The following is a 16,469-nucleotide window of genomic DNA, read 5'->3' as shown; positions in this document are numbered from 1 at the left end:
AGGCTTAAGCCTCCCCTAATCCGCCCCTGCAACAAACTCAGTGCGCGTTCTCGCGGCTGAACACCACTTTCACCGTTTTGACGATGATCCACAGGTCGAGCCAGAGCGACCAGCTGCGCAGGTAGTCGAGATCGTACTGGATCCGCGCCTCCATCTTGTCCAGCGTTTCGGTCTCGCCGCGCATGCCGTTCACCTGGGCCCAGCCGGTGATGCCGGGCTTGACCTTGTGGCGCAGCATGTAGCCCTTGATCAGTTTGCGGTACTGCTCATTGTGCGCCACCGCGTGCGGGCGCGGCCCGACGATGCTCATGCGCCCCTGCAAGACATTAAAGAACTGGGGCAACTCGTCGAGCGAACTCTTGCGCAAGAAGGCGCCGACCCGGGTGATGCGCTGGTCGCCCTTGCGCGCCTGCACCACGGTGTCGCCATTCTCGGTCACCGTCATCGAGCGGAACTTGTAGACGATGATTTCTTCGCCGTACAGGCCGTAGCGGCGCTGGCGGAAGATCACCGGTCCGGGCGAGGTGAATTTGACGGCGGCGGCGATCACCAGCATGATCGGCAGCAACATCAACTGGATGACCAGGCCGAGCACGATATCGCTGCTGCGCTTGATCATGCTGTTCAAGCCCATGAACGGGGTTTCGCAGATGGCGATCACGGGCATGCCGCCGACGTTGTCGAAGCGCGCCTGCATCAGGTCGAAGATATAGATATCGGGCAGGAAGTAGACCGAGGCCGTGGTGTCCTGCAGCTCGTCGAGCAGCTTGCGGATGCGCGGCTGGGCCGAAATCGGCTGGCTGATAAAGATCATCTTGATGTTATGTTCGCGCACATAGGCGGCGATATCGGCCATCTTGCCCAGCATCGGATGACCGAGGTTGGCCGGATGGCGGTCTTCGGTGCGGTCGTCGAAAAAGCCGTACACGCGCATGAACAGGTTCTTGTGGCGCTCGCAGATGCCGGCGAACTTGATGCCGACGTCGTTGGCGCCGATCACCACCACCGAGCGCATCTCGGTATTGTTGCCGGGACCGACGGAGACGCGCCGCACCGCCAGGTGGCTGACCAGCATCACCAGCGGGGTGGCGACGAACCAGGCCAGCACCACTTGCTTGTCGTAATAACCCGACAAGCCGCTGGCCGAACCGAGAAACAGCAGCACGCACACGGTCAGCACCCAGCCGAACACGGTGTCGCGCACATAGGCGACCATGCGCCCGCTGCGCCAGGTGCGGTAAGGGTCGACGTGCTGGTAGACGGCCGAGGACACGAAGAACGCGAGAATCATCAATACCAGCGAATACCCCGTGAACGGTTCATGGAAGTACATCGACGATACATACAGGGTCCCCATGATGATCAGGGGATCGAGCACGCGCTGGAAAAACGAAATTAAGGGGATGTCATTGACCGTCATGGGCACCTTTAGAACTGCGCATTGGCGTTCACCGAAACTGTGTTCGCCTTGAAACTTCCATTACCGAGGAACTGCGCGCCGCTGCGCTCCTGGTGGATGAAAGAGGTAGAAAATTGCACTGTTTGCAGGGGCGACCAGCTCGCGCCCACGCTCGCCTGGCGCAGTGTGTCGCTCAGGTCTTCCGGCGAATTATCGAGCAGCCGTCCTTCGTAGGAGCGCTGCTCCAGGCTCATGTTGGCGTCCACGCGCACCTTGGCGCTGGCGTCCCAACTGGCGCCGGCGCTGGCGCCGCGGTTCAGGCTGAACGTATAGAAATAGTTCTCGATGGCGGAAAACTCGCGCCAGACGGCGCTATTGAGGCGCAGTTTCTGGCGCGGATTGAAGCTGGCCGTGACCCTCCCGTTAAAACCGCTGACGTCGCGCGGGCCGGACTGGGCATTCTTGCGCCTGGCGTAGCCGGCCAGCGTCTGCACCGTGGTGGTCGGGGTGGCGCGCCAGACGATGCGCGCCTTCAGTTCATCCTGCTCGTAATCGTCGTCGCGCAGCACGCCGCCCAGGATGCGCTCGTTCAAATACTTGCCGGAGAGGCGGCGCACGACCAGGCCGGCCGTGCTGCCGCTGCGCGGCAGATAGTCGACGCCCGCTTCGAGCGCGTCTTCGGTGCGGTCGTTGTAGCGCTGCGCGCTCAGCTCATAGGTATACTTGTCGCGCGAGGCGGCCCCGCGCACGCGCCAGCTCGGGTGCATGCGCCAGGCGGCGTCGCCAAACTGGCGCCGCTGCACCCGCAAGTTGCGCTCGCGGCTCTGGAAATCGGTGTACGGCGCCAGGGTCTGGGCATAGGTTGCGCCCAGGCTGCCCTCGAGATGGTTGGCCAGCTGCCAGTTCCAGGTGCCCTGGAAATCCTTGCCGTCGTAGTCGAGTTGCTTGAAATGCGAAAAAGCCACCTTCGACAGCTTGCCCTGGGCCTGGATGCGCTGGCGGCTGTAGGTTTTATCGAACAAGACCCCGACCACGCTCTGGCGCGAGGAATCGCTGCGCTGGCTGTCGTAACCGGGCGCCTCGTCGCTTAAACGGAACAGGTTGTCGTCGTAAGAATAGCCGAGGCCGCCGTAGACGTGCAGCGCATCGGACGGCCCGGCCCAGGCCGGGCTGGCGGCGACGGCGCCCACGGCGAGGGCCAGCGCCAGGGCGCGCGACGCAGCGCGCGGGGCGACGCGCGGACGGTGCTGAGAGGATGGCAAGGGTGAAGGCATTTGTTAGTCTTTGTTCAAGGCATGTCGAATTGGCGAGATATTACCAGTATGTCCAATTTCCTGTTCGCACAATCCACACCCCGAGAAGGCCGTTGGTGACGGCGTGCGCGAGGATGGAAGACCACAGGCTGCGTTGTTTCATGTACAACAGGGAATAGGCGGCGCCGGCGACCATCCCGGCCAGCCAAAGGTTATGCTCAAATCCAAACAGCACGACCCCGATCACAAAACTTTTGAGGCTTATTTGCGCTGGATCAAGCAATTGAAAGTGATCCGAATCGATCCAGCGCATCAGGAAGGAACGCCAGAACAGTTCTTCCATGAGCGGGACCACCAGGGCGGCGCCGGCGATGCGCACGGCCACCATCAGCCAGTCGAGCTGGCCGCCGGTGGTGGGATTGAAGCCGTCGGGGGCGCCGATGACCATCCAGCTGGCGTTCAGGCTGACCCACAGCACCAGCACCAGCACGCCGGCGGCAATGGCGATGGCGAGCGCCAGCGGGCCCGCATCCCAGCGGTGCAATTCGGTGTAATCGCGCCAGAACCAGGCCAGGGTGGCCAGGACGGCGCCGATCTTGAGCGCGTACATCCAGCGCAGCGCCTGGAGGTCCACGCCCAGCCGGGCCAGCACATCGACCGCGATGATGAAGGAGATATAAACCAGGAAAGGCAGGATGCGGGACCATGCCGCGCGGCTGAACATCGGAACGTTGGCAGCGGCAAGCGCCGTCAGGTCGTGTTGTTCATTGCGTTCGGACATGGTTCTTCATCTGCCAGGCATGTGTGCCTGCTCCTGTTTATGCGTTGGTGATCATCCCTTTGAACGGGCTTCGATCAGTTCCCATTTTTCCAGCGCATCGCTCAGAAGCTGATCGATGTCGGCAAAGCGCGTATTGAGGCGCTTGGCGTCGGCTGGGTTGGTCCTGTAAAAGTCCGGTGCATTGAGTTGCTGCGTGATGGCCGATTGCTCGTCCTCCAGGCTGGCTATCAATAATGGCAGCTCTTCGAGCTCGCGCTGTTCCTTGTTACTTAATTTTACCTTTTTGGCAACGGGAATGCCAGGAATTGTTGCAGTAACTTTAACAGGGGCCTTGGCCGCCGCGGCCGGGCTCTGGGATTTCACGCGTTCCCAGTCGGTATAGCCGCCGACGAACTCGCGCCACATGCCCTCGCCTTCGGCGACGACCACCTGGGTGACGACATTGTCGAGGAAGGTACGATCGTGACTGACCAGGAACACGGTGCCGGTGTAGTCTTCCAACAACTCTTCGAGCAATTCGAGGGTGTCGATGTCCAGATCGTTGGTCGGCTCATCGAGCACCAGGCAGTTGGCCGGCTTGGCAAACAGGCGCGCCAGCAGCAGGCGGTTGCGCTCGCCGCCGGAGAGCGACTTGACCGGCGAACGGGCGCGTTCCGGCGCGAACAGGAAGTCGTTCAGGTAGGTCATGACGTGCTTGCGCGCGCCGTTGACCTCGACCCAGTCGCTGCCCGGGGCGATGGTTTCCATCAGGTTCGCTTCCTCGTTGAGCTGGGCGCGCATCTGGTCGAAATACGCGACCTGCAGCTTGGTGCCGAGGCGTACCGAGCCGCTGTCGGCCTGTTCTTCGCCGAGGATCATTTTCAGCAAGGTGGTCTTGCCGGCGCCGTTGGCGCCGATCAGGCCGACCTTGTCGCCGCGCATGATGGTGCCGCTGAAGTCCTTGACGATGACTTTGTCGCCGTAGGACTTGTTGACGTTTTCCAGGTCCGCCACGATCTTGCCCGAGCGTTCGCCCGAGGACACTTCGAGCTTGACCTGGCCTTGCTGGTCGCGGCGGGCGGCGCGCAAGAGACGCAACGCTTCCAGGCGGCGCACGCGGCCTTCGTCGCGCACGCGGCGCGCCTTGACGCCCTTGCGGATCCAGACTTCTTCCTGGGCCAGGAATTTATCGAACTTGGCCGCTTCGACTTCTTCGACTTCCAGCTGTTCGGCCTTGCGCGTCTGGTAGGCGGTGAAATTGCCCGGGTAAGAGAGCAGCTTGCCGCGGTCGAGTTCGATGATGCGGGTGGCGACGTTGTCGAGGAAACTGCGATCGTGGGTGATGAACAGGACCGAGCCCTTGAAGTCGCGCAGCAGGCTTTCCAGCCACAGGATGGAGCGGAAGTCGAGGTGATTGGTCGGCTCGTCGAGCAGCAGCACGTCGGGCGCGGAAACCAGCGCCACGGCCAGGGCGACGCGCTTTTGCATCCCGCCCGACAAGGTGCCCATGAGCGACTCGCCTGCCAGGCTGAGGCGGTCGAGGGTGGTGTCGACCTTGTTTTGCATGCTCCAGCCATCGGTCGCATCGAGCTGCACTTGCAGTTCGTGCATGCGTTCCATCAGCGCATCATCGTCGCCCTGGCCGAACTGGCCGGTCAATTCTTCGTATTCGGCCAGCATGGCGGCCTGGCCGCCCATGCCGGCGGCGACGGCGTCGAACACCGACATGGCGGGATCGAAGGTCGGCTCCTGCTCGACATAGGCGATTTTGATGCCTTGTTGCATGACCAACAGGCCATCATCGAGCTTGAACTTGCCCGAGATGGTTTTCAGCAGCGAGGACTTGCCGGTGCCGTTACGCCCGATCAAGCCGACGCGCTCGGTGGTTTCAAGGGAAAATTCCGCGTGATCGAGCAACGCGACGTGGCCGAACGCAAGTTGCGCCGACGAGAGAGAAATGACAGCCATAGAGGATAAGTGCGCAGGCAGGAAAACCGGCCGGATGAATGAATGAAGCACGCATTGTACCGACTTGGGACAGCGATCACCCAATTTGCGCCATTTAGGGCACAAACCTCGGCTATAATTGCGGTCGATTCACGACACCGGGCCGGCCAAGGCGGGCGCCGATCGCCGAATCACAGCGTCCTCTCCGTAGCACAATGGATAGTGCACATGCCTCCTAAGCGTGGGATACAAGTTCGATTCTTGTCGGAGGGACCATTTTTCAGCCCGTCCATTCCCGCCTGGCTTTTTCAGCCCGCCTTAAACACACTTGAATGCAATCTCGGCCGATGAGGTGCGCGCGAACGGAATGGCGTTCTTGCCCTCGCCGCTGATCAGTTCGAGCGTTTTGCCGTTTTTGGCGCAGAAAGCCACACCCTCCTGTATCAGGTCGGCCTTGACCGTGGCGCCCGAAACGAACATGCCGCCGCCACTTGTTTTGGCAATCATATAGGTATCCTTGCCGGTTTGAACCGGACCGGAGGAGGCGCAACCGCCCAGGAAGGCAGCCGTTACGATGAAAATCAGGGATGTGCGCATGACGTCTTTCGAAAGAACATCGATGGCCTCGCGGCCAAGCGATTGGATGTAGGGCGCTGGAAACTGCGGGCAAGCACACCCACACCCCCAACAATATTTCATTTAGGAAATATGTATTATATCTTAAGATAGCCGCTGGTGGCAGACGCGCTGGCTCGCTTGAAACCATGCAAGCCGGGCCCAGGCAAGCCATGCAATCAAGTTTCGACGCCGTTCGAACAACACGCTGCGCGAACGTAGCGCTAAGCACCTGTCCACGTAGCCGCTCCGGCAGTACGCCGGCTTGTCAGGTGCCGGGCCCAGGCCGTTCCCCCTCAACCAGGCGCGCGTAAAGGGACAAAGCGCTTCCACAGCTTGCGCAACTTGGCGCCACCCTGCCCGCCGCGCCCGGCCAGGTAGCCACGTACAAATGCGCTGCCGTCCCTGAGACTGGCATCGACCTCGCTCAACTGCGCCAGCAAGCCGCCGGCCACGCTGGCATCGTTCATCAAGCCCAGTTCATCCTGCAAGCTGGCCAGCGCCCTGAGGTACGGGCGCACGGTGTTGCGCGGATAGAGCGAAGCGAAAAATTCGGCGGCGTAGCGGGTTTTCTTGGCGGCGATACGGACCCGGTGGCGCGCCTCGGGATCGGCATGCTTCAGTTTGCGGCCGCGCTTGAGCAGGCGTTGCTGGTCCTTTTCGAGGATAGCTTTGGCAAAGTCGGCGATGCGCATCTTGAGTCGCACCCGGTCCGCCGGCAACTGCATGGCGCGCCAGCCGCGCTCGTCCAGCCAGCGCTCCAGGTGGCCGATCAGGTCTTGATAGCGTTCGGACGCGACCGCTTCGGCAGCGACGGCATGCAGCGCGTTGGCCCTGTCGGCGGCGGCCAGTTGCACCGGCACCAGCGGCGCCAGCGCATCGACGCTGCCGCGAATCGCCGGCAAGGTCGAGCCGGCCAACACGTCCCAGTCGCGCGCCGGTCCCAGTTGCGCCACCAGCCAGTCGAGCTCCTGGCGCAGCGCCATCGGCAGGCTGAGCACGTCATCGAACATGCCGAGCGCCGAGCGCAGGCGGCGCAGGCCGACCCGCATCTGGTGCAGGCTCTCGATATCGTGGTATTTGATGACCCCGGCTTCATTGGCTTCGATCTGGTCGAGGCAGTTGCGCATGATGGCCTGGAAGGCTTTCTCGACATTCATGCGCGGCGACAGCGTGAGCGCATGCGCCTTGACCGCCTTGGGCGTGGTGGGAAATCTGACTGCGGTATCCATATGGGACGTTCCTCCTTCAGGACATTGTGCGCGCAAACGCCATGCGATGCCATTTCGTTACCGCAGCAAAAAACTATTCAGGACGGCTGCTTGCGCGGCGACACAATATTGTGCAACGCCGCCGCCGGCTTGGCGGGCGCGGCCGGCTTGCCGCTGTCGGGGCGTGGCATCCGTTCGATCAGTACATGGCGCGAGGCGCCGACCGTGGACACGCCCAGTTCCTCGAAAGCCTCCATCGCGGCCAGCAAAATGGCCTGCTGGATATCCATGTAGCGACCGTAGGAAGGATCGAGCACATGGAACACCACATCGAACTCGAGCGCTTCCTGGGTCACGCTTTTCAGGTGGACGCGGTCGTAGCGCACGCCTTCCTGGCGTTCGATAATGGCGCGCAGCACGCCCGGCACCTGGGCCGCCTGGGCCCGGGTGGTCGAGGGATTGGCGCGCAGCGAAAACTGTACGCGCCGGGTCGACATGCGCTTAAAGTTGCGCAAGGTGTTTTTCAGCAGCTCGGCGTTGGCGATCACGATCTGCTCGCCGCTGTCGGAGCGGATGCGGGTCGTCTTCAGGCCCACGTGTTCGACATTGCCGGAGAACCCGGCCACGCTGATCGCATCGCCCACTTCGAAGGGCTTGTCGACGGCGATCGACAGCGAGGCGAACAGGTCGCCCAGCACATTTTGCACCGCCAGCGCGACGGCAATGCCGCCGATGCCCAGGCTGGCCACCAGGGTCGACACATCGATGCCCACATTCGACAGCACCGCCAGTAAAAACACCACCCACAGCACGGTTTTCAGCACCCACACCATGAGCGTATTGGCCACGGTGGCGGGCGCGTCCGGCGCGCTGGCGCGGCTGCGGAAATAGCGCTGCGCGCCGACGCTGAGCGCGCGGTCCAGATACAGCGCCAACTGGGCGCCAAGGGCGATGAACCACAAGTGGCGCACGCGCCCGTCCCACGGCGCGCCGAGGTCGAGCACGGTCAGCCCCAGCAACAGGGCGGTGACCATCAGCGCCAGCTTGCTGGTGCGCGCCAGGGTCGCCTTGAGCAATTCGGCGGCGGGCCGGTCGGCCCTTCCCTGCTCGCTCAGCCTGGCCAGGTGGCGGCGGAACAGGACCACGGCCCCGTGCAGGATGACATAGCTGCCCACGGCCACGGCTGCCGCCAGCAGCCAGTTGGTGGGGTCGATCCCGGCCAGCGGGGAGGTAAAGGTGCGCATATCCAAATCTGGTCTCCTTCGAATGCGATGGTCGGCTGTTAAGTAAGTGCGCAAGCCGCCCGAAAGCCGCAGCCTACAAGCTCAGCATGAATGTTGTCGCACATTTCGATAAAGAAACCCCCAGCAGCGGCATGCTTTGCGCTCCGGCGCAATCACGCGTGCTCGCACTCCCCCACCCTGATTTTCCCACGGAACAGGCGGTACGCTGGCATCATGCGGCCAGAACAGCGATGACTGCGGACGGTCAGGCGCGCGCCGCGCCACCAGGCTCAGGCCGGAACGATCGCCGTCACCTCGATTTCCACGCGCGCCCGGTCCTCGATCAAGCCGGCCACCTGCACCGCCGTCATGGCCGGAAAATGCCTGCCGATCACCTCGCGATACGCCGCCCCGACTTCCTTGTGCGCACCCAGATATTCATGCTTGTCGAGCACATACCACGTCATGCGCACGATATGCTCCGGCCGCGCACCGGCCTCGGCCAGCACATCGGCCACATTCTGCAGCGCTTGCCTGACCTGTCCGGCGAAGTCATCCGTGTGAAACACGCCCTGCCCGTCCCAGCCGATCATGCCGCTCACGCACACCGTGCGTCCGCTGGCCGCCACCCCGTTCGAATAGCCGCGCGCGCGCGCCCAGCCCGGCGGTTGTAGAAATTTCATGCTATGCCTTCCCTTCCAGCGCCGGCGCCGCGTCGCGCAGCAGCTCGCGCGCAATGATCAACTGCTGCACTTCGGTGGCGCCCTCGTAAATGCGCAACGCCCGGATTTCGCGGTACAGCCGCTCCACCGGATGTTCGCTGACCACGCCCATCGCGCCGAACATCTGCAGCGCCGCGTCGATGACTTTCTGCGCCGTTTCAGTGGCCGTCATCTTGGCCATCGCTGCCTCTTTGGTAACCTTGCGGCCCTGGTCGCGCTGCCACGCCGCCCGGTATGTCAGCAGCGCCGCCGCGTCGATCCCGGTCGCCATCTCGGCCAGCTTGGCCTGCGTGAGCTGGAAGTCGGCCAGCGTTTGCCCGAACATCCTGCGCGTGCTGGCATGCGCGATCGCCTCGTCGAACGCGCGCCGCGCAAAGCCCAGCGCCGCCGCCGCGACCGAGGTGCGGAACACATCGAGCGTCGCCATCGCCACCTTGAAGCCCTGCCCCGCTTCGCCAAGGCGCTGCGAGCCTGGTACGCGGCAGCCATCGAAGCGCAAGCGCGCCAGCGGATGCGGGGCGATCACCTCGATCCGTTCGGCCACCGACAAGCCCGGCGTATCGGCATCGACGATAAACGCGCTGATGCCGCGCGCGCCGGGCGCCTCGCCGGTGCGCGCAAACACCACGTAAAAGTCGGCGATGCCGCCGTTCGAGATCCAGGTCTTCTCGCCAGTCAAGACATACCCGTCGCCGTCCGGCACGGCCGCGCACTGCAGCGCCGCCACGTCCGAACCGGCCTGCGGCTCGGACAACGCGAAAGCCGCAATCGCCTCGCCCCGGGCCACGCGCGGCAGGTAGCGCTCCTTGTTGGCGGCGCTGCCGAACAGCGAAATCGCGCCCGATCCCAGGCCCTGCATGGCGAACGCAAAGTCGGCCAGGCCATCGTGGCGGGCCAGCGTTTCGCGGATCAGGCAAATGGCGCGCGTGTCGATCGCGCCCACCGCATGATCGAGCCAGCCGCCGTCGCCCAACTGGCGCACCAGCGTGCGGCAGGCGCCGTCGACATCGCGTCCGTGGGTGGCATTGATGTTGGCGCCGGCCCAGGCATCGAGCGCCTGCTCCAGCGCGCCGTGCGCGGGTTCGAAAAACGGCCAGTCCAGGTAGGTTTTGTCAGCCATCTCAATCTCCCTCGAACACAGGCCGCTGTTTGGCCACGAAAGCGTGATAGGCGCGATGAAAGTCGTTGGTCGCCATGCAGATGGCCTGGGCCTGCGCTTCCGCCTCGATGGCTTCGTCCACGCCCATGTTCCACTCCTGTTGCAGCATTTTCTTGGTCATGCCATGCGCGAAGGTCGGCCCGGTAGCGAGCGATGCGGCCAGCGCCTGCGCGTCGGCCAGCAGCGTTGCGGGCTCGCTGACGCTGTTGAAAAAGCCCCAGCGTTCGGCCTCGATGCCCGACATCGAGCGCCCCGTGTACAGCAGTTCGGCGGCGCGGCCCTGCCCGATCACGCGCGGCAGCAGCGCGCAGGCGCCCATGTCGCAGCCGGCCAGGCCGACCCGTGTGAACAAGAACGCCGTCTTGCTGCGCGCAGTCCCCAGCCGCAGGTCCGACGACAGCGCCAGGATCGCGCCGGCGCCGGCGCAGATGCCATCGACCGCGCTGATCACCGGCTGCGGGCAGGCGCGCATCGCCTTGACCAGGTCGCCCGTCATGCGCGTGAACGCCAGCAGGCCGGGCATGTCGAGCTGCGTCAACGGCCCGATGATGTCATGCACATCGCCGCCCGAACAAAAATTCTCGCCCGCCCCGGTGATGACCACCGCCTTCACATCGTCGGCATGCGCCAGTGCGCGAAACAGGTCGCGCAGCTCGGCGTAGGAGTCGAAGGTGAGCGGATTTTTGCGCTCCGGGCGGTTCAGGGTCAGGGTCGCCACCGCGCCCTCGACCTCGAAACGGAAATGACTGGCCTGGTACGACGCCAGCGCGCTGCGGTTGCCGGGCAGTTGCTGTGCCTGGCCTGGGAGGTAACGCATGGTATTCCTTATTGAAGATGCTGTTTCATTTGCGAGAGCAGCGCGATGAGCCGCCCTTTATCGTCGGGCGATATATCCTTGAGCAGGTCGGCGATCCACTCCTCATGCACCACCGCCATCCTGGCGAAGGCGATATGCCCTTCGCGCGTGAGTTTGACGCTGTAGGCGCGCCGGTCTTTCGGGTCGGGCACGCGCACTACCAGCGCTTCCTGTTCCAGCTGGTCGGTGATGCCGGTGATGTTCCCGCCGGTGACCATCATGCGCTTGGACAGCTCGCCCATGCGCAGCCCGTCCGGATGGCGCTCGAGCTGCGCCATCAAGTCGAAGCGCGGCAGGGTGATGTCGAAGGTCGTGCGCAGGCGGCTGCGGATTTCGTTCTCGATGCGCACCGTGCATGAGAGCATGCGCAGCCACAGCTTGAGCGACTGGTGATGGTCTTGCGTCAGGCGGCTGGCCAGGTCCAGCCTTGCACCGTCGTCGTGGGTAATCTCGTCCATCAGCCCTCCAACAGCTTGGCCGCGACCTGCTGCGGGCTCAGGCCGGCGCCTGCGGCGACCAGCTGGCGTTCGCGTTCCAGGTTGCGTTCCAGCTGCTGCTTGGCCGGCCGGTACGGCTTGGGCCACGCGATCGCCGAAAAACCGATTCTCGCCGTCTCGCTCAATGTCCACGCCGGGTTGGCCAGGTGCGGCCGCCCCACCGCGCACAAGTCGGCGCGGCCGGCGGCGATGATGCTGTTGGCGTGATCGGCCTCGAAAATCGAGCCGACCGCCATCGTCGGGATCTTCGCTTCATTGCGCACGCGGTCCGCAAACGGGGTCTGGAACATGCGACCGTACACCGGCTTTTCGCGCTTGCTCACCTGCCCCGACGAGCAGTCGATCATGTCGGCGCCGGCTTCCTTGAACAGGCGCGCGATCAACACCGCGTCAATGGGCGTGATGCCGCCTTCGACCCAGTCGTGCGCCGAGATGCGCACGCTGATCGGTTTGTCCACCGGCCAGGCGGCGCGCACCGCCCGGAACACCCGCAGCGGATAGCGGCAGCGGTTTTCCAGCGTGCCGCCGAAGTCGTCGTCACGCCGGTTGGTCAGCGGGGAAATGAACGACGACAGCAGGTAGCCGTGCGCGCAGTGCAGCTCGAGCCAATCGAAACCCGCGTCGGCTGCCGCCCGCGTGGCGCGCACAAAATCGGCTTCGATGCGGTCCATGTCGGCCATCGTGGCGGCGCGCGCGGTCTGCGAGACGCCCTCCAGATACTGTTCATCGGACGCCGCCACCAGCGGCCAGTTGCCGTTCTCGAGCGGCTGGTCGATCCCGTCCCACATGGCGCGGGTCGATCCTTTCGGGCCCGCGTGGCCCAGTTGCAGCGCGATTTTGGCGTCCGAACCGGCATGCACGAAGTCGACGATGCGCTTCCACGCCGCCGTGTGCTCCGGGGCGTACATGCCGGGGCAGTTCGGGGTAATGCGCGCATCGGCCGACACGCACGTCATCTCGGCAAACACCAGCGCCGCGCCACCCAGGGCGCGCGCGCCCAGATGCACCAGGTGATAGTCGCCGGCCACGCCGTCAATCGCCGAATACTGCGCCATGGGCGAGACCACGATGCGGTTCTTCAGCGTCACGCCGCGCAGCTTGAAGGGGGTGAGCATCGGCGGCACGCGCGCGCAAAGCGGGGCCTCGACGCCCGCCTGCTCGCAGGCACGGCGCGCGATCCAGGCTTCGAAACCGGCGATGTACTCCGGGTCGCGCAAGCGCAGGTTTTCGTGCGACAGGCGCTGGCTGCGCGTGAGCATCGAATACGCGAACTGCGGCGCCTCCATGGCGGTGTAGCGCTCCACGTTCTCGAACCATTCCATCGAATTGCGCGCCGCGCTTTGCAGCTTGAGCACTTCGACCGCGCGCACTTCCTGGTAGGCCGCCAGCGCCTGCGCCGCATCGGCGTGCGCGCCGAAACAGCGCGCCAGCTCGATCGCGTCTTCCAGCGCCAGCTTGGTGCCGGAACCGATCGAGTAGTGCGCCGAGTGGGCGGCGTCGCCCATCAGCACAACGGGTACAGCCCCATTCCAATGCACCCACTGCGCGCACACCACGCGCGGAAAAGTGATCCACATGGCCGAACCACGCAGGTGCGGCGAATTGGACATCAGCGCATGCCCGTCCAGCTGGTCGGCGAACAGGCGCTCGCAGTAGGCAATGCTCTCTTCCTGCGTCATCTGGTCAAGGCCGGCGCGGCGCCACACCTCTTGCGGCGTTTCGATAATGAAGGTCGAGGTATCGCCATCGTACTGATAGATATGCGCCTGGAACCAGCCGTGCTCCGTCTCCTTGAAAGCGAAGGTGAACGCATCGAACTTCTTGCGCGTGCCGAGCCACACGAAGCGGCAGCGGCGCGCCTCGATCTCTGGTTGATAGGTGGCGGCGTAGCGCTTGCGGGTACGGCTGTTCAAGCCGTCCGAGGCGATCACCAGGTCGGCGCCATATTGGGCGGCCAGCGCCTGGTCGTCATCGACGTCGCTCTCGAACACCAGGCGCACGCCCAGCTCCTCGCAGCGCTGCTGCAGGATGTTGAGCAGGCGCTTGCGCCCGATCCCGCAAAAGCCATGCCCGCCCGAAGTGATTTTTTCGCCCTTGAAGAAGATGTCGATATCGTCCCAGTGATTGAACGACTGAAGGATCGCGCGCGCGGTCAGTTCATCGGCGTTCACCAGGTTGCCCAGGGTCTGGTCCGAAAACACCACGCCCCAGCCGAAGGTATCGTACGGGCGGTTGCGTTCGACCACGGTGATCTGGTGCGAGGGGTCCTGCTTTTTCATGAGCAGGCTGAAATACAGTCCGGCGGGGCCGCCGCCGATACATACAATATTCATGGGCTTGGTCTTGTGTTTAGATAGCGAGCCAGGCGAGGCGCCAGGCGAGGCGCTAGGCGAGGCGCAGCTTGAAGCGCTGCAGCTTGCCGGTTTCGGTACGCGGCAGTTTGTCGATGAACCTGAGCGAACGGGGATACTTATATGGCGCGATCTGCAGCTTGACGAAGTCCTGCAACTGCGCGGCCAGCTCCTCGCTCGGATCGAAGCCGGGTTTGAGCACCACATGCGCCTCCACCACCTGCCCGCGTTCCTCGCACGGGCGCCCGACCACGCCGCATTCGGCCACCGCCTCGTGGCGCAGCAGGGCCTCTTCGACTTCGGCGCCGGCGATGTTGTAGCCGGCCGAGATGATCATGTCGTCGGTGCGCGAGCGGTAGTAAAAATAGCCGTCGGCGTCCATCTCGTAGGCGTCGCCGGTGAGGTTCCAGCCATCGATCACATAATCGTTCTGGCGTTCGTCGGCCAGGTAGCGGCAGCCGGTCGGGCCTTTTACCGCCAGCCGGCCGATCACGCCCGGCCCCACCTGGCGGCCGCCCGCATCGAGAATGCAGGCCTGGTAGCCCGGCACCGGTTTACCGGTCGCACCTGGCCGGATCGCGTCGCCCGCGGCCGAAATGAAGATGTGCAGCAGTTCGGTCGCGCCGATGCCGTCGATCATGCGCAGCCCGGTCGCCGCCTGCCACGAGTCGCGCGTGGCCAGCGGCAGCGCTTCGCCGGCCGACACGGTGCGGGTCAGGCTCGTCAAATCGTAATTGGCGGCCAGCGGCGCCATCTGGCGATAAAAGGTCGGCGCGGTAAAGCACACCGTGGCGCGGTATTTGTCGATGGCGGCCAGCAGCGTGTCGGGCGTGAGCTTTTCGAGCAGCACGCCGGCCGCGCCAAAGCGCATCGGGAACAGCAGCAGCCCGCCCAGGCCGAAGGTGAACGCCAGCGGTGGCGTGCCGATGAAAACATCGTCCTGGCGCGCTTGCAAGACATGACGCGGGAAGCAGTCGCAAATGGCCAGCACGTCGCGGTGGAAATGCATCGTGCCCTTCGGGACGCCGGTCGTGCCCGAGGTAAAACTGATCAGGCATACATCGTCGGCGGCGCTGGCATGCGCGGCGAACGGCACCGGGTGGCGCGCCATCATGGCCTCGATGGAGGCCGGGTTACCGGGATCGTTGAACGTCACCACATGGCGCGGCAAGGCGGAAACGGCGTCGATCTCGCCGCGCAAGGTGGCGGCGCACAGCACCGCGTCCACATTGGCCTTGTCGACGATGGCGCTCAGTTCGCGCGCGCGCAGCAGCGGCATGGTGGGCACGGCGATCAGGCCGGCTTTTAACACCGCCAGCAGGCAGGCCGCCATCATCGGGTTGTTCGCGCCGCGCAGCAGCACACGGTTGCCGGTGACCAGTCCCAGGTCGGCGCGCAGCACGTAGGCGATGCGGTCGACCCGGCGCTGCAGTTGCGCGTAGGTCCAGCTTTCGTGCTGGCCGACGATGGCGATGCGCTCGCCCGCCCCGCGCGCCACCGCCGCGTCGAGCAGTTCGGCGGCGCAGTTCAGGCGTTGCGGGTACTGGAGTTCGGGCAGGTCGAACAGGAAGGCGGGCCACTGGCCCGGCGGCGGCAGGTGTTCGCGCGCAAAGCCGTCCTGGTAGGCCGAAGCGCTCAATGCCGATGCCGTCGAATGTGTCATGGTCGTCCCGGGAAAGTGTCAGTCGTTCGCCGAGAGGTACTTTAGACCTAAACTATCGCAACATCAAGCGCTTTCGCGCAGCGCCGTCAGGAAGATGCGCCGCTCCGTTTCAGCGCTTCGCTCTGGTGCATCGCCGAGCGCACCACCTCGGCCAGCGCCAGCTTGACCTGGGCCGGATCGAGCGCGCCGGGCGGCAGCGACTTGAGGGTGTCGGCCGCGCCGTTCAGGCCCAGGGTGAGGCAGCCGGCGCGCAGGCGTTCGATGCGCACGCGGGCCGCGCCATCGTCGCCGCGTTCGAGCAGGTCGGCGATGTCGGCGCCGGCCGCGGCCACCTGCGATTGCAGCCCGCCCAGGTAGACCATCAGGCGCTCGGCCCCGATCCCCAGGCGCAGCAGGGTCGCCTGCACTTTTTCGGCGCGCGGCGCCACCGCGATCGGATCGCGCCCGGTCAGGCCGGCCATGTGCTCGCGCACCTGCTCGCCCTGGAACGGCTTGACGATATAGCCCGACGCGCCAAGGCCGCTGGCCTGGTCGACCGTATCGCGGTCGGTGGCCGAGGAAACCAGCACGAACGGCATCGTGCCCAGGGCGCCGTCGGCGCGCACGCGCTGCAGCAGATCCATGCCGGACAGGCGCGGCATGCGCAGGTCGCAAAAACAGATCGCCGGGCGCAAGCCCTGTTCCAGCTGGTCCCAGGCGTCGGCGCCGTCTTCCGCTTCGAGGATTTCGTATTTACCGCAGGCGTCGATCAGGTGCATCAGCACCATGCGCGATACGATGTCGTCATCCACCACCAGAACCTTCATTTGGCCA

At 64.6% G+C, this 16,469-nt stretch carries 14 protein-coding genes and 1 tRNA gene; 1 reads left to right on the top strand and 14 read right to left on the bottom strand.

Annotated features, from left to right (window positions below; genetic code table 11):
- Positions 1-37 precede the first annotated feature (37 nt).
- From F1735_RS05415 to F1735_RS05400, 4 genes are read right to left on the bottom strand one after another with little or no spacing between them, the layout of a single operon-like run.
- Positions 38-1,420 (bottom strand): undecaprenyl-phosphate glucose phosphotransferase, encoded by a 1,383-nt coding sequence (locus F1735_RS05415; RefSeq protein WP_166890637.1) that lies wholly within the window; start codon positions 1,418-1,420, stop codon positions 38-40.
- A gap of 8 nt (positions 1,421-1,428) precedes the next feature.
- Entirely contained in the window at positions 1,429-2,673 is a 1,245-nt protein-coding gene (gene epsL / locus F1735_RS05410; protein WP_229505637.1) for an XrtB/PEP-CTERM-associated polysaccharide biosynthesis outer membrane protein EpsL, read from the bottom strand.
- A 40-nt stretch (positions 2,674-2,713) separates the two neighbouring features.
- Positions 2,714-3,433 carry a CAAX prenyl protease-related protein gene (locus F1735_RS05405; RefSeq protein ID WP_222852948.1) on the bottom strand — a complete coding sequence of 240 codons (720 nt, stop codon included), beginning with the start codon at positions 3,431-3,433 and terminating at the stop codon, positions 2,714-2,716.
- Positions 3,434-3,484: 51 nt separating this feature from the next.
- Positions 3,485-5,380: an ATP-binding cassette domain-containing protein gene (locus tag F1735_RS05400; RefSeq protein ID WP_167235970.1), complete on the bottom strand. Its 1,896-nt coding sequence runs from the start codon at positions 5,378-5,380 to the stop codon at positions 3,485-3,487.
- Between the two features lie 180 nt (positions 5,381-5,560).
- Here F1735_RS05400 and F1735_RS05395 point away from each other — a divergent pair.
- A tRNA-Arg gene (locus F1735_RS05395) sits at positions 5,561-5,635 on the top strand.
- Between the two features lie 42 nt (positions 5,636-5,677).
- Here F1735_RS05395 and F1735_RS05390 read toward each other — a convergent pair.
- The 10 genes from F1735_RS05390 to F1735_RS05345 form a co-directional block, all read right to left on the bottom strand.
- Positions 5,678-5,956 carry a hypothetical protein gene (locus tag F1735_RS05390; RefSeq protein ID WP_167235969.1) on the bottom strand — a complete coding sequence of 93 codons (279 nt, stop codon included), beginning with the start codon at positions 5,954-5,956 and terminating at the stop codon, positions 5,678-5,680.
- A 314-nt stretch (positions 5,957-6,270) separates the two neighbouring features.
- Positions 6,271-7,206 carry a CHAD domain-containing protein gene (locus F1735_RS05385; RefSeq protein ID WP_167235968.1) on the bottom strand — a complete coding sequence of 312 codons (936 nt, stop codon included), beginning with the start codon at positions 7,204-7,206 and terminating at the stop codon, positions 6,271-6,273.
- A 77-nt stretch (positions 7,207-7,283) separates the two neighbouring features.
- Positions 7,284-8,429 carry a mechanosensitive ion channel family protein gene (locus tag F1735_RS05380; protein WP_229505642.1) on the bottom strand — a complete coding sequence of 382 codons (1,146 nt, stop codon included), beginning with the start codon at positions 8,427-8,429 and terminating at the stop codon, positions 7,284-7,286.
- Positions 8,430-8,698: 269 nt separating this feature from the next.
- Complete coding sequence (locus tag F1735_RS05375; protein ID WP_167235966.1) at positions 8,699-9,091, bottom strand: RidA family protein; 393 nt, start codon at positions 9,089-9,091, stop codon at positions 8,699-8,701.
- Position 9,092: 1 nt separating this feature from the next.
- The gene (locus tag F1735_RS05370) at positions 9,093-10,250 is read right to left on the bottom strand and encodes an acyl-CoA dehydrogenase family protein (RefSeq protein WP_167235965.1); all 1,158 of its coding nucleotides are present in this window, start codon (positions 10,248-10,250) and stop codon (positions 9,093-9,095) included.
- Between the two features lies 1 nt (position 10,251).
- Positions 10,252-11,106 (bottom strand): enoyl-CoA hydratase family protein, encoded by an 855-nt coding sequence (locus tag F1735_RS05365; RefSeq protein WP_167235964.1) that lies wholly within the window; start codon positions 11,104-11,106, stop codon positions 10,252-10,254.
- Between the two features lie 8 nt (positions 11,107-11,114).
- On the bottom strand, positions 11,115-11,603 hold the full coding sequence (locus F1735_RS05360; protein WP_167235963.1) for a MarR family winged helix-turn-helix transcriptional regulator: 489 nt from the start codon (positions 11,601-11,603) through the stop codon (positions 11,115-11,117).
- Positions 11,603-13,975, bottom strand: coding sequence for a bifunctional salicylyl-CoA 5-hydroxylase/oxidoreductase (locus tag F1735_RS05355; RefSeq protein WP_167235962.1), 2,373 nt, complete (start codon positions 13,973-13,975; stop codon positions 11,603-11,605). The genes F1735_RS05360 and F1735_RS05355 overlap by 1 nt, the downstream gene beginning before the upstream one ends.
- 52 nt (positions 13,976-14,027) lie before the next feature.
- A complete protein-coding gene (locus F1735_RS05350; protein WP_229505636.1) occupies positions 14,028-15,656 on the bottom strand; it encodes an AMP-binding protein in 1,629 nt (542 codons plus the stop codon).
- An 86-nt stretch (positions 15,657-15,742) separates the two neighbouring features.
- Complete coding sequence (locus tag F1735_RS05345; RefSeq protein WP_167235961.1) at positions 15,743-16,462, bottom strand: response regulator; 720 nt, start codon at positions 16,460-16,462, stop codon at positions 15,743-15,745.
- Positions 16,463-16,469 lie beyond the last annotated feature (7 nt).

The sequence above is a fragment of the Massilia genomosp. 1 genome (genome assembly GCF_011682185.1).
GTDB lineage: Bacteria > Pseudomonadota > Gammaproteobacteria > Burkholderiales > Burkholderiaceae_D > Telluria_A > Telluria_A rubra.
This window is presented reverse-complemented; position numbering and strand designations above follow the sequence as displayed.